At 49.2% G+C, this 13,887-nt stretch carries 10 protein-coding genes; all 10 read left to right on the forward strand.

The annotated features are described in order from the left end of the window. The first annotated feature begins 35 nt into the window (after positions 1-35). The 10 genes from BN3279_RS16950 to BN3279_RS16995 all read left to right on the forward strand — a co-directional run bounded on the left by BN3279_RS16950 (position 36) and on the right by BN3279_RS16995 (position 13,883). Positions 36-920: a carbohydrate ABC transporter permease gene (locus BN3279_RS16950; protein WP_059052336.1), complete on the forward strand. Its 885-nt coding sequence runs from the start codon at positions 36-38 to the stop codon at positions 918-920. Beyond that, positions 920-1,747: a carbohydrate ABC transporter permease gene (locus BN3279_RS16955; protein WP_059052337.1), complete on the forward strand. Its 828-nt coding sequence runs from the start codon at positions 920-922 to the stop codon at positions 1,745-1,747. The genes BN3279_RS16950 and BN3279_RS16955 overlap by 1 nt, the downstream gene beginning before the upstream one ends. Before the next feature lie 47 nt (positions 1,748-1,794). Continuing rightward, positions 1,795-3,639 (forward strand): cache domain-containing sensor histidine kinase, encoded by a 1,845-nt coding sequence (locus tag BN3279_RS16960; protein WP_059052338.1) that lies wholly within the window; start codon positions 1,795-1,797, stop codon positions 3,637-3,639. Next, positions 3,614-5,221, forward strand: coding sequence for a response regulator (locus BN3279_RS16965; protein WP_059052339.1), 1,608 nt, complete (start codon positions 3,614-3,616; stop codon positions 5,219-5,221). The genes BN3279_RS16960 and BN3279_RS16965 overlap by 26 nt, the downstream gene beginning before the upstream one ends. Before the next feature lie 18 nt (positions 5,222-5,239). Further along, positions 5,240-6,850, forward strand: coding sequence for a beta-N-acetylhexosaminidase (gene nagZ, locus BN3279_RS16970; protein ID WP_059052340.1), 1,611 nt, complete (start codon positions 5,240-5,242; stop codon positions 6,848-6,850). A 267-nt stretch (positions 6,851-7,117) separates the two neighbouring features. Beyond that, positions 7,118-9,328 (forward strand): stalk domain-containing protein, encoded by a 2,211-nt coding sequence (locus BN3279_RS16975; protein ID WP_059052341.1) that lies wholly within the window; start codon positions 7,118-7,120, stop codon positions 9,326-9,328. 147 nt (positions 9,329-9,475) lie between these two features. Continuing rightward, positions 9,476-9,937 carry a Fur family transcriptional regulator gene (locus BN3279_RS16980; RefSeq protein ID WP_059052342.1) on the forward strand — a complete coding sequence of 154 codons (462 nt, stop codon included), beginning with the start codon at positions 9,476-9,478 and terminating at the stop codon, positions 9,935-9,937. Between the two features lies 1 nt (position 9,938). After that, the gene (gene yidD, locus BN3279_RS16985; RefSeq protein WP_059052343.1) at positions 9,939-10,223 is read left to right on the forward strand and encodes a membrane protein insertion efficiency factor YidD; all 285 of its coding nucleotides are present in this window, start codon (positions 9,939-9,941) and stop codon (positions 10,221-10,223) included. A 370-nt stretch (positions 10,224-10,593) separates the two neighbouring features. Further along, entirely contained in the window at positions 10,594-12,612 is a 2,019-nt protein-coding gene (metG, locus tag BN3279_RS16990; RefSeq protein ID WP_059052344.1) for a methionine--tRNA ligase, read from the forward strand. 233 nt (positions 12,613-12,845) lie between these two features. Then, the gene (locus tag BN3279_RS16995; RefSeq protein ID WP_059052345.1) at positions 12,846-13,883 is read left to right on the forward strand and encodes a metal ABC transporter solute-binding protein, Zn/Mn family; all 1,038 of its coding nucleotides are present in this window, start codon (positions 12,846-12,848) and stop codon (positions 13,881-13,883) included. Positions 13,884-13,887 lie beyond the last annotated feature (4 nt).

Below are 13,887 nucleotides of genomic sequence, written 5' to 3' on the forward strand. Positions count from 1 at the left end.
GGGGCGCCCTTACTTCCAACCACGGAGGTTATGGCATGAACAAAGCGCTCAGGAACCCGTTAATTTATAGCTTGTTTGTTCTTCCGGCATTTATATTGTTTCTGGCATTTTTCATTTATCCGATATTTACGGCAATTAATAACGGCTTCACCAGTTGGAATGGGATCTCCAAGAACGTCACCTACATTGGCCTGGACAATTACGTCATGGCTTTTCAAGATGTAGCCTTCTGGAAGTCGGTGCGCAATAATGTTTATTTCATTTTATTTTCTTGCTTAATTCAGGTGCCCTTGATTATTTTCTTCTCCTTGCTGATTGCTAATGTGAAGAAATTCAAAGGCTTATATAAGACGGCTGTGTTTATGCCATCCATTATGTCTACGGCGGTTATCGGTATTTTATGGGGGTTTATTTACAACCCCGATTTTGGCTTGATGAATGAAGTGCTTGGCATTTTTGGTATTTCTCCGATCTATTGGCTTTCCGACAAGAATTGGGCTATGATCGCCATTCTGATTACAAACGCCTGGCAATGGACCGGATTTTATATCGTAATGGTACTGGCGGCGATCTTATCCATTCCACGGGAACTGGATGAAGCGGCAGCCATTGATGGAGCCAATGGTATCCAGCGGGCTTGGAAAATAACAATACCACTGATTATGCCAATCATCTCGGTGGTCATTATGCTGTCCATGGCTGGAGCGATGAAAGCAGCGGATATCGTATTGGTTATGACCAAGGGGGGACCGGCAGGTTCCACGGATGTCATGGCGACCTATATGATCAGGTATGCTATCACAAGCTTCCGGCATGGCTTCGGCAATGCGATTGCTGTGCTGATCTTCTTATTCACCATCATTATTACCGTAGTGTATCAGGTGGTTGTGGCACGACGGACGGAAAGGATTGAATACTGATGAGAGCGCTGAAGAAGACAATCCCGCATCTATTTCTGATGGCTTATTTACTCGTTATTCTCTATCCTTTTCTGTTTGTGCTATTCTCGTCAGTCAAGACAAATAACCAGGCGATTGCCTCCAATCCGTTTGGCTTGCCCTCGTCCATTATTTTTGATAATTACGTTAATGCGTGGGTGAACGCGCGAATCAGCACCTACTTTTTTAACAGTTTATATATTGGGGTATTATCCGCATGTCTGTCGATCTTGCTGGCGGCGATGCTGGCGTTCGCAGTCACAAGAATGCGGTATGGCCGAATCAGTGCCATCGTCTTCCAACTTGTATTGCTTGGGATGCTGATTCCGAACAATTCCTTGCTTTTACCAATTTACGGCATTATGAGCAAGCTGGGCGTGCTGGATACGCATATGGCACTGATATTGCCTTATGTGGCGAACGCCATCCCTTTCTCTGTGATTATACTGGCGGCCTTTATGCGCTCCATTCCCGGCGAGATCGAGGAGGCAGCCGTCATGGATGGGCTTGGCTCGGCAGGGGTGTTTGTCCGTATCATGATTCCACTCACGGTTCCAGCGATTGTCACGGTGTTTATCATTAATTTCCTGGGCAACTGGAATGAATTCCTGCTGGCCAATTATTTTCTGTCCGATGATGAGCTACGTACGCTCCCGGTCGGTATGGTCGGCTTCCGGGATGCTTACAACACCAACTATGCCCAAATGTCTGCGGGAATCGTCTTTAGCGTGGTCCCGGTCATGGTGATCTACGCGATATTGCAAGAAAAAATTATTGAAGGTGTGACGGCGGGCAGCGTAAAAGGGTAGCGGCATCGTGGTAAAATGGAGTTACAACCTATGGGGAGCTGCTGCCATTGAACCTGCGGATTAAATTATTCACCGCTTTTCTGGGCCTGGTCATCATTCCTTTGTTCATCCTGGGTATTATTACCTTCTTTGTTACATTTCGTTCAATTGAAACGAAATACAGTCAGCAGACGCAGTATTCGCTCAAGTCGATTGGATATAGCATCAAGAATGTATTTCAAGAGATGGATAATGTGACGGATAACGGGATTGCCAAGGGAGTGTTTCAGGCTGCACTATCCGCCAAGGACCCTGATAGTCAGGACTTGACGGCAACCACACAGCTTGAGCTGAATGCCAATCAGAAGAACTTCCGCTCCCTGCTCTATAGCCACCCGGCTATTGATTACGCTTTCCTGTACAATATCCACGGGGGACGGAAGTCGAATGTGACAGCCATTTTCAATAAGGAAAATTTCGAGACATTGCCTTATGAGCAATTTCGTGAGCATCCTTTGTACAATGAGGTTATGTCGCTGAATGGTCAGCCGAAGTGGATTGCTCCACACGAATATCCCGAGTTGACCGGATCGGACAATGTATTTACTCAAATTCGTTTGATCAAGGAGCTAAGTAATCTTGAACGGGTTGGCGTACTGGTGGTGCAGATTAAGAACTGGGAGCTTGAGAAGATTTTCACAAATTTGAAGCTGGGCAGCAACATGCGGGATACCCGCTTTATGCTGGTCAACGATAACGGACTGATTTTATACGACTATCAGGAGGAATTGGACGGGCAGCAGATAGGTACTTATATGCCTAAAGAGTGGCAGTCCGGTCAAGCTTATCGAAGCTTCAAGAGCAAGTTTAACGGCCAGGAAAGTGTAGTCTCTATTTATAAGTTGCAGGATTTCTCGTGGAGCCTGGTATCCATTACTTCATGGAATTATTTGTCGCAGGAGGTTACGACCTTTGCCAAATGGTTCGTAGCTATCATCTGTATTTGTGTGCTGACGGCGATGCTGTTCAACTTTATATTTATGAACCGAATTACCGGGACAATCGGCGTGATTGTCCGCTTCATGCGTAAGGTCGAAAGCGGTGATCTGGGCGCGAGAGTGGATGAGAAGGGCGATGACGAACTACTGCTGCTGCAGAAGGGCTTCAATAACCAGATGGATAAAATTAATGAACTGTTCGAGCAGGTTAAGCGAGAGCAATTGCAAAAGGCGAACGCGGAGCTGCGGGTACTGCAAGCACAGATCAAGCCGCATTTTCTGTTCAATACCCTGGAATCCATTAATGTGCTGGCGGTGCAAAATGAAGGACGCAAGGTGAGCGAAATGGTATTGCGTCTTGCTAGCATTTTGCGAATTAGTATTCAGGATAAGGAAGAGATCAAGCTGCGGCTGGAAGTGGAGCATTTACGCAACTATCTGGAAATTCAGAAATTCCGCTTCGATGATTTGTTTGACTATGAACTAGATGTTCCGGCTGAAATGATGGATTGCCTGCTGCTTAAGCTGACTCTTCAGCCATTGGTGGAGAACTCTATTCAACATGGCTTTGAAGGGATTGACTATAAAGGGCGAATTACAGTTACGGGAAGGCTTACGCCGCAGCAAATTCTGCTGCGGGTCGAGGATAACGGCATAGGGATGACCAACGAGCAGTTGGCCAGCATTCAATATGCTGAGCTGGAGGATCCGGCAGAAGGGCCGGTAGCGGCATACCCTAGTCATGAACGGCGAGGCCTTGGGCTTCGCAGTGTCTACGATCGGCTGAGATTTCAATATGGGGCGAAATATGGTTTGTTTATTTGTTCACAGCCGGGGCAGGGAACGATAATACAATGTGTGATACCTAGATATGGGGCGGGTGATCCGGGTGAGATTGAAGGCGCTATTGGTTGACGATGAGATTCATATCCTGAGCAACCTTTCCAAAGTGTTGCCGTGGGAAGATATGGGGTTTGAAATCGTTGGTTTGGCGAGGAACGGGAGGGATGCACTGGAAGCAGCTTCCGAGCATCGCCCCGATTTGATCTTAAGCGATATTCGTATGCCGATTATGGATGGAATCATGCTGTTGCAGCAAGTAAGAGAACGGGATATATCCTGTGAGTTCCTGTTGCTGACCGGCTATCAGGAATTCGAGTATGCACGCACGGCGATAAGATACGGCGTCAAGGACTACATATGCAAGCCCATCAATTATGTGGAGCTTGAGGACACCGTACGAGGTATTGCCCGGCAAATTCGGGAAAAACGTAAAACGCTTAATAAGGAGCGGCGGTTGAATCAAGTGGTTGATTTGGCTAACGAGAACTTTCTGCTTCATTCCTTACTGGGTCAGGAGACCGACCAGGAGGACCTGCTGTGGGAGGAAGAGGAGGGCGTAGTTATCCGTCCTTCTTACGCCATGCTGCTCCTCGATCTGGAGGGGTATTCCCATCGTTCCATCAATTGGACGCTTCATGAGCGGAAGGCGTGGAATCTGCATATCAGGCATGCGCTCAGAGAGCTATTCGGGGAGCTGCTTCCAGGTATGACGGTATTGCAAATCAGGGAGGGCGAGTGGTGTCTCGTATTTACCATGCAGCCCGGAGATGAACCTATAGCCAAGGAACTGCTATACCCGGGTTATGAGCGGATACAACGGGTAGTTCGGGATAAGGAAGACTTTCCGGTTCGCATCTGTCTGGAATCCGAGCTTCATCCTTTGCAGGAGTTGTCCACGGTCTATCATCAATTAAGGCGGAAATTGATACTAAACAAAGGGCAGGATTGGCTCGTGGAAGCCAAGGTGCAAGGGATGGACGAATATCCTTCGGAATCAAGTCGAACGGAAGCCCAGTGGGGGTGGATTGAGCAGCTTGGGACCGCACTTCGGGGCGGTAACCATGAAGCGCTTGAGCATATTGCCTCAGAACTAAAGACTTATGTCGGTTATTTGGAAGAGCAGCGGGCAGGGGCGGCAGAGAAGTTGCTTCATTATTTGCTGATTCATTTACTGAGGGAGATGCGTGAGTTGCAGATGCTGTCCGGAGAGCAGGAGGCGGTATTATGGCAAAAGCTGCAGCACCCTCTGGATATTCAGGAGCTTCTGTCCCTGATTGTATCGCTCATAGACCAATCGCGAAGCTCTCTTTCCGCCAAGAAGACATCTGAACTATTGATGATGTCGGCGCAAAATTATATTCAAAACCACTTGGGCGATGATTTCGGAATCGAGGATATTGCCGATTATTTAGGAATTAGCAGCAGCTACTTTTGCCTATTGTTCAAGAATCATTTCGGGGAAACTTTTGTGGAGTATTTAACGAAGCAACGTATGGAGATGGCTAAATGCCTGCTGCGCAGCAGCGAGCGCTCCATCGCGCAAATTAGCAGTTCAATCGGCTATCAGGAACGCCGCTATTTCACCAAGGTCTTTCAGAAGTATACGGGGATGACCCCGTCGGACTTTCGGCTTAAGGAAACGAGCGTATCCTGAAGGAGAGGAGGAGTATAAGTGAATTTGACGGAATGGAGTCTGGAAGAGAAGCTCGGACAGTTATTTATTTGCGGGTTCCACAGCCTGGAGCCCGACGAGCAAATTCAGACTTTGGTGCAGCGTTATCATGTAGGGGGGATCGTTTATTTCCGGCGCAATATTCAATCTGTAGCCCAGCTTGCTGATTTATCGCAGAGTTTGCAACAGCTTCCTCGTCGTCACCAGGAGGTGCCCCTCTTCATCTCTATAGATCAGGAAGGGGGCATGGTTGCACGGCTGGATCACGAGGGGATGAGCCGGATTCCTGGCAATATGGCCCTGGGAGCGACAAATAACCCGGCGTTAACGGAAGAGGTTGCCGTCCTGGCGGCAAGGGAAATGCTGGCCTTGGGCATTAACTTCAACTTTGCGCCGTGTGTCGATGTCAACAATAACCCGGCGAACCCGGTCATTGGCGTTCGCTCGTTTGGGGAGAACCCGGAGCAGGTGGCGGCTCATGGCACGGCGGCCATTCACGGGTATCAGCGTGAAGGCGTAATTGCCACGGCCAAGCATTTTCCCGGCCATGGTGATACGGATGTCGATTCCCATTTGGGCTTGGCTAGCGTTCCCCATGATCGGAGGCGGCTACAGCAGGTGGAATTGCTGCCGTTCCGTGCCGCTATTGAGGCGGGAGTAGACGCCATTATGACGGCTCACGTCATCTTCCCGGCCTTTGAGCCGGAAGAGGTTCCGGCTACCCTGTCTCGGCGGGTTCTAACAGATCTATTACGTGGTGAACTTGGTTACGATGGAGTGGTCGTGACCGACTGTCTGGAAATGCAGGCGATCGCCCGCCATTTTGGTGTGGGAGAAGGAGCGGTAAGGGCGATTGAAGCGGGAGCTGACCTGGTGCTGGTGAGCCATACGCTGGCGGACCAGATCGCTGCAATTGAAGCGGTGACCGCAGCCGTACGCAGCGGGAGAATCAGCGAGGAGCATATCGACCGCTCAGTCGAGCGTGTTCTGACCTTAAAGCAGCAGCGGCTGAGAAACTCGCTGCCCTTGGGGGCCACTCCGCCAGCGGTAACCATCCCGTTGACGCCGGAAGACGAGAGCGGGGATATTTTGCGCCGCGCGGCAGAGGGAAGCGTCACGCTGGCGCGTGACGAGGGAAGCCTGCCGATTCGGCTGGATGAACCGGTTCTGGTGGTCTGGCCAGAGCTGCGGCATACAACCGAGGTCGATGAACCGGCGGTGTACACTTATACGCTGGCAGAGGCTTTGGAGCAACTCCATCGTCAGGTAGAGGTGGCGGTCATCGGCGTGCGGGCTTCCGAGCCAGAGATCGCTGCCGTATTGGAGCGGAGCGCGTCATTCACGCAAATCGTTGTAGCTACCTATACGGCGGTAGGAGAACTTGACCAGGGGCAACAAACCCTGGTACAGAGATTAATACAGCAAGCTGGCGACAAGCGAATCGTTGTCGTTTCCACCCGTAATCCCTATGATCTACGGGCATTTCCTGAGGTGGGTACCTATTTGTGTTTGTATGAGAATCGGCCGCCAGCGCTGGATGCCGTTGCCGAAGTGCTCGTTGGCCGCTTGCAACCGCAGGGCGTTCTGCCAGTCAGCTTAACTACGAATTGAGTGGATCTCGTCTGCTTCTTTGCGTAAACATAAGTTCAGCTTATATAGCTTAATTAGGGGTGCCCCGAATAATCATCGCAAGATGATTTAAGGGCGCCCCCTTTAATTATGACGCCTGTCTTATGGCCCATAGAAGGGCTTATTAAATAAATTGGGGAATTCACGTGATTAATGTCGGCTAAGCTAGAAACTTTTCGAGTTTACCTGCGTTTAATACATTGTGAGTAAAGTGGATATACAAAATGGGAGAGCAAAGGGAGTTTAAGAATGAATTTTAGGAGATTATTAATCACCACGATTTTGGCAGCATCGCAAGTCGCCATGGTTCTTCCGGCAAGTGCGGAGGAATTGGGCCAGGAGAACCAGCCGGAGGTTCATATAACCGATCAAGGAACAGAAGCCGGTGTCTTGAATCAAGAAGGGACAGAGCAAGAGGTTACCAATGAAGTACAGTCAGGAGAGACTATTACTGATCCTAACGCTGACGTAAATGGGGAAAACGAAGGCGAAACGGTAACAGGTGAAACCGAGCAAGGAACAGTGGAAGGCGAAGTAGTGCTTCCACCTGTAGTACCTAACAATCAGACTGAAAATAGTACAAGCGGCTCCGGCCAACTAGTCCTTATGGTGAACAGCAACAAGATGTACCAGAACGGCAAGGAGTATCTTGCGGGTCATCCGATGGAAGTCAAGGACGGGGTATCTTACATCTCCATTCGTGCTATTGTTGAGCGCGCGGGATTTCAGCTTTCATTCGATAATTCCACCAAAGAAACGATTATTAAGCGGGGAACAGATGAACTTCGCTTTAAATTAGATACCACTAGCTACAAAGTCAACGGTGTGACACAAACCATGAGAGGGAAATCATATTCGGCGAAGAACAATTTTATGGTGCCGTTAACGGCAATTACCAAGGCTTTGAATATCTCCTATTCGTATGATGCGGTAGGGAAAAAAGTCATCGTTAATTTGTCCACACTGCCAGAGGCTTCTTTTACAATTGGTAATAAAGAAGTCGTCGCCGGAGAGACACAGGTACAATACCTTACGACGGCTACTTCTCCAATCGGGTTGGAGATTGTGAACGAAGAGTGGATCGGGCGTCAGGAGATCTTTGAAACTCCGGGTAATTACACAGTTACTTACCGGGTGCAGGACTCCAGTGGTCAATGGAGTAATCCATACTCATTAACAATACGAGTGAACAAACCTCATACACCGCCGGTGGCAAACTTCACGACGGATAAAGATACGTATAAAATGGGTGAACTGATCACCTATACGGATCTTAGTACCGATGAGGTTGGCATTACCGAGCGTTATTGGGAAAACCAGGAATGGGCTTTCTTTACGCCGGGAACCATGACCATTCGCTTGAAGGTTGTAAACCAATTTGGATTGTATTCGACCTATGAGAAGACGATTACGATTACAAATGAAACACTTTATACGAGGGATGAATTCAACAAGTTGTTTATTCCGGTTGGCGAGAAATATACCTTTGAGGGAACACAGGTGCCAAGCTGGGAACGAGTGAAGTATTCATATAGCTCGGAAGACGTAACCCTGATTCGCAGTAATAGCCCGGAAACGGTATATTCCAAAGGCGTTGTGTATCGTGAAACGGCGATTGGTGATACGCGCTTTATGATTCATCACGTCAACGCCACAGGCAAACCGGTAAAAATGTATGTTATTGCAACGAATAACAATGATGCTACTGCTCGTTTGACGCAAAGTAACTTTGGCTTTGGTGGCCCAAGCATCTACGCCACGGCCGCGGGTAAAGCTTCAGTACAGCGTTATTTCGAATCGATGCAGACAGGTAGCAAGTATAAAGATACCTGGTTCGCACCGGGTGAGAGCAAAATCATCTTAAATGAGTTGAGTGCTACAGCCATGAAGCAAGGCGACGTAATCTCATTGTTTGCCGATATGTACAGCGATCATACCCTGAATTATACGGTGATCATGATAGATAAGGATCAAGATCCATTTAAAACTTTGCCTTACCTCAGCGCGCTAGCACCTGATATTCATAACCGTGGTACGTATATGGAAGCCAACCGAAATATTGATTATGCCGGTCTAGTTGGCGAGACGCCTTCGAGATTGCTCATCGGTGATAACTCCAGTGACCCGTTCTTGATTGGTCATGATGGACCTACCGGGGAGTACCGGATGAATGCCGGGAATTTCGGAGTGCTCTACAAAATAAGACTTCACCGTGTGGCTCCGAATACGTTGATTACCTTCAATCCGCGGGGGGGCTTCTATTCCGGCTCCATTATGGTGAATGGTAGCATTATCAACTTGCCAAATAACGGCGGGGTCAATGCGCCGAATGACAGTGCCGTACTGTTCCGCAACGGGGAGCGTGAGCAAACCGTAGAAATATTGTTTACCGCTTCACCGGGCAGCAACCTTTCCGTTAACCTGTTATTCCAGCAAATGCCGGAGAAGAAGAACGAGTAGGGTAAGGACCAAGACACAGCGTTGAATCACGCTGTGTCTTTTTTTGCAATCATTCCCCATATGTCCCCTTTCATTGACGCAGCAGCGAATTTGGGGCATTATTAGATAAGACGCATGGAGGTAGGATGTAGACGGGAGGAATGTCACATGCTGTCGACAGAGGAAATTATCAGAGTAATGTCTAGCCGGGGCTTGAGAATTACCGATCAGCGCAGAAGCTTGGCCAAACTGTTCGCGGAACGGGATGCTTATCTCACGCCGAGGGATGTTTACCAATATATGTGCAAGCAGTACAGTGGGCTTAGCTTCGATACCGTGTACCGCAATTTGCGGGTCATGGAGGAACTGGGTGTGCTTGAACAGGTTGTTTTTGAAGACGGCCTGAAGTTCAGAGCGGGTTGTAGCGAAGGTCATCATCATCACCACATGATTTGTTTGCAATGTGAGAAGACCTATCCAATTCACTTCTGTCCGATGCCAATGGCAGATGCTCCAGAGCAATTCCAGGTCGTGAAGCACAAGTTCGAGGTGTTCGGATATTGCAAGAACTGCCGCACGGATGGCAAAGCACAGGCAGAGCCGTCGCCGGAGCAGCACGAGGGGGCATAAGATGGGCGTTGTTCGCAAGACGTTCCAGGCTCCGATTTATGTTTATCGCAAGTTCATATCGCCGCTCAAACCGCCGACCTGCCGGTTCTATCCGACTTGTTCGGCTTATGCTCTAGAGGCGATTGAGGTCCATGGTCCCCTGGTGGGCTCTTGGCTTGCTGCTAAGCGCATTGCGAAGTGCCATCCGTTTCATCCGGGTGGTATTGATCTGGTGCCGCCCAAGGCGGAGAAGCTGCGGAGTGAAGAGATAACCACTTCATTGCAGAGCGACCAGGCCAAGCCGTAGGGTTGGAGGCGGCCGGTGGCTTGACATGCCATGGAACAACTTTTATTATAAATGATATCTATATACTTCCAGTGAACGGATGAGTACAAGGGATAATCCAGCCACAGAGAGCCGGGGGAGCTGCAAACCGGTCTGGAGCTTCTTTGGAAGATGGTCCGGGAGGAACTGTTTTCGAGCCGACACACCTGAGAGGGGTTTCGGTAAGGGGGCAGCGCATGGGCCGGCGTTAACGGCAGGTCGTCAAGACCAACAGAGCCTGCATTCTGTGAAGAATCAGGGAATTTGGGTGGTAACACGTGAGAACTCTCTCGTCCCATATAGGGGATGGGAGTTTTTTTGTTGTCATTTTACAGAAGGAGCTGAAGATGTGATGTCTGACAAACCAACATTTTACCTTACAACACCGATCTATTATCCAAGCGACAAGCTGCATATCGGCCACGCCTACACCACCGTGGCAGGGGATGCCATGGCGCGCTACAAACGACTTCGTGGCTTTGATGTTCGATATCTGACGGGAACGGATGAGCATGGGCAGAAGATTGAGCAGAAGGCCAAGGAAAAGGGACAAACCCCACAACAATTTGTGGACGGTATCGTGTCCGGTATCAAGCAATTGTGGGATAAGCTCGACATTTCCTATGATGATTTTATTCGTACCACCGAACCACGGCACAAGCTGGTTGTTGAAGAGATATTCGATCAGTTGCTGAAGCAGGGGGACATCTACAAGGGGGAATATGAAGGCTGGTACAGTATTCCCGATGAGACGTATTATACGGAATCGCAGCTTGTGGACGTAGTTCGTAATGACAACAATGAGGTCATCGGTGGGAAAAGTCCGGAAAGCGGGCATGCCGTTGAGTTGGTCAAGGAGGAATGTTATTTCTTCCGGATGAGCAAATATGTTGATCGGTTGCTGAAATATTATGAAGAGAATCCGGATTTCATTCAGCCGGAATCCCGTAAGAATGAAATGATCAACAACTTCATTAAGCCGGGACTGGAGGATTTGGCCGTCTCGCGCACAACCTTTGATTGGGGCGTCAAGGTGAAGGGTGATCCCAAGCATGTAGTTTATGTGTGGATCGATGCTTTAACCAACTACATTACAGCGCTTGGCTACGGTACGGAGCATGCCGAGAATTATGAACGGTATTGGCCAGCAGATGTGCATCTGGTGGGAAAAGAGATCGTTCGCTTCCATACGATTTACTGGCCGATCATGTTGATGGCCTTGGGACTACCATTGCCGAAAAAGATATTTGGCCATGGCTGGCTGCTGATGAAGGGCGGCAAAATGTCCAAATCCAAGGGCAATGTGGTGGACCCAAATGTATTAATTGATCGTTATGGCTTGGATGCTACTCGCTATTACTTGCTGCGCGAGGTACCTTTCGGTTCGGACGGTTCCTTTACGCCGGAAAGCTTTGTGCAACGGGTTAATTCGGACCTGGCCAACGATCTTGGCAACCTGCTTAACCGTACGGTGGCGATGATTGACAAGTATTTTGATGGCGAAGCACCGGCGTATGTGCCGAATGTTACCGCTTTTGATGGAGAATTAGTTAAGGTGGCTCAAGAGACGGTTCAGAAGGTGGAGGAAGTTATGGAGAATATGGAGTTCTCTGTAGCTCTTACCCATATCGGTGCTTTCATTAGCCGTACCAACAAATATATAGATGAGACACAGCCATGGATGCTGGCGAAGGATGAAGCCAAGCGTGGAGAATTGGCTTCCGTAATGGCGCATCTTGCGGAATCGTTGCGTTTTGCTTCGATTTTGCTACAGCCATTCTTGACGCAGGCTCCGGCGAAAATTTGGGCGCAACTCGGAATCACTTCGGGTGAATTAACCTCATGGGAGAGCCTGAAGACCTTTGGTCAGCTTCCAGGTGGCACGAAGCTGGTGAAGGGCGATCCGATCTTCCCACGCCTTGAGGTAGATCAGGAGATCGAATTTATTGCAGGCTCAATGACAGGCGGAACTCCGGCATCGGGAGCAGAGACAGCTTCTTCAGCGGCTCCTGCTGCTACTTCCGCTGTGGAGACACCGGAGCTTAAGGAAGAAATCGGTATCGACGACTTTGCAAAAGTCGAGCTTCGCGTGGCGCAGGTATTAGCATGTGAACCCGTTCCGAAGGCCGACAAACTGCTTAAGCTGCAACTCGACCTGGGTTACGAGCAACGTCAAGTCGTGTCCGGCATTGCCAAGTTCTATCAGCCTGAAGAGTTAGTGGGCCGCAAAGTCATTTGCGTAACCAACTTGAAGCCGGTCAAGCTGCGTGGGGAGCTATCACAAGGCATGATTTTGGCCGCTTCCCAAGGGGACCAACTGACGTTGGCTACAGTGCCGGATTCGATGCCTAATGGAGCAGTAGTTAAATAGTCAATTGGGGCTGCTTTAGCCACCGGGACCCTCTTCCCGGTGGCTTTTTTCTCGTTCACGCTCCTTCTCCAGCTCGACTTAGAAGTCAGGAAAGCTTGGACTGCGAGTAGAATCCCATGACCAGGTGGGCATGATGTAATATAACGAAGAATATTTTAAGTTGACAATGCTCTCGTAATAGTCCTATAATCCTTTTGGTAATCATTACGATTTGTAACGAGGAGGATTTTTAAATGGTTTTGCCCAAATTGAAACGCAGAGCTGGCTTTGCAGCCTTGCTGCTCACGATACTGCTGGTGTTGTCCGCTTGCGGAAAAAGCACAGGCGGAGGCATCGTAGAGGGTAAGGTGAATGTCATTACCAGCTTTTATCCGATATATGAGTTTGCTAAGGCGATCGGCGGCGAGGAAGCGAATGTGATCAATCTGTTGCCCACCGGTGTGGAGCCACATGATTGGACTCCGCGGAGCCAGGATATTTTGAATACGTCCAAAGCGCAATTGTTCTTATATAACGGAGCGGGCCTGGAGGGCTGGGTACCTAACTTCTTGAAGGGTCTGAATGCCGACGCGACCGTGAAGCCAATAGAGGTCAGCCAAGGCATCAAGTTGATTGAAAGCACGGGTGATGATGGCCACGGACATGGACAGGCTAGCAATCATGACGAAGCCGGGACAGAGAATGAGCATAGCCATGAAGATGAGGACCATGATGCAAATCATGAGTCTGAGGGAGAGACGGATAGCCATGCCGTGGACCCGCATACTTGGGTCAGCCCCAAATCGGCGATGATTATGGCGGAGAACATTAAGAATAGCTACATCGAGGCAGATCCTGCACATCAGGAGCTATATGAGGCTCGTTATGAAGAGCTTGTCAGCAAGCTGCAGGCATTGGATGCGAAGTTCACCGAACAACTATCGTCCTTGCCTAAGAAAGAAATTGTCGTGTCTCACCAGGCCTTTGGCTACTTGTGTCGGGATTATAATCTAACCCAACATGCTATTATGGGGCTTTCCCCCGAGGCGGAACCTAGAGCGCAGGACTTGATCACGCTGGCGAAGATGGTGAAGGAAGAGGGGATACGCTACATTTTCTTTGAAGAGCTGGTCTCTGACAAGTTGGCCAAGACCTTGGCTGCCGAAGCGGGCGTTGAGACCCTTGTCCTGAACCCGGTTGAAGGATTAACGAAGGATCAGGAGCAGGCGGGAGATAATTATTTCACGCTGATGGAGAAAAATTTGCAAAATTTGATGCTGGCCCTACAATAGATAG

It is taken from the genome of Paenibacillus senegalimassiliensis, from assembly GCF_001486585.1.
GTDB lineage: Bacteria > Bacillota > Bacilli > Paenibacillales > Paenibacillaceae > Fontibacillus > Fontibacillus senegalimassiliensis.

What these genes read in the sequence shown, in the direction of transcription:
- metG (WP_059052344.1), top strand. Translation starts at nt 10,594, where the DNA reads ATGTCTGACAAACCAACATTTTACCTTACAACACCGATCTATTATCCA.
- BN3279_RS16975 (WP_059052341.1), top strand. Translation starts at nt 7,118, where the DNA reads ATGAATTTTAGGAGATTATTAATCACCACGATTTTGGCAGCATCGCAA.
- BN3279_RS16980 (WP_059052342.1), top strand. Translation starts at nt 9,476, where the DNA reads ATGCTGTCGACAGAGGAAATTATCAGAGTAATGTCTAGCCGGGGCTTG.
- BN3279_RS16950 (WP_059052336.1), top strand. Translation starts at nt 36, where the DNA reads ATGAACAAAGCGCTCAGGAACCCGTTAATTTATAGCTTGTTTGTTCTT.
- BN3279_RS16955 (WP_059052337.1), top strand. Translation starts at nt 920, where the DNA reads ATGAGAGCGCTGAAGAAGACAATCCCGCATCTATTTCTGATGGCTTAT.
- BN3279_RS16995 (WP_059052345.1), top strand. Translation starts at nt 12,846, where the DNA reads ATGGTTTTGCCCAAATTGAAACGCAGAGCTGGCTTTGCAGCCTTGCTG.
- yidD (WP_059052343.1), top strand. Translation starts at nt 9,939, where the DNA reads ATGGGCGTTGTTCGCAAGACGTTCCAGGCTCCGATTTATGTTTATCGC.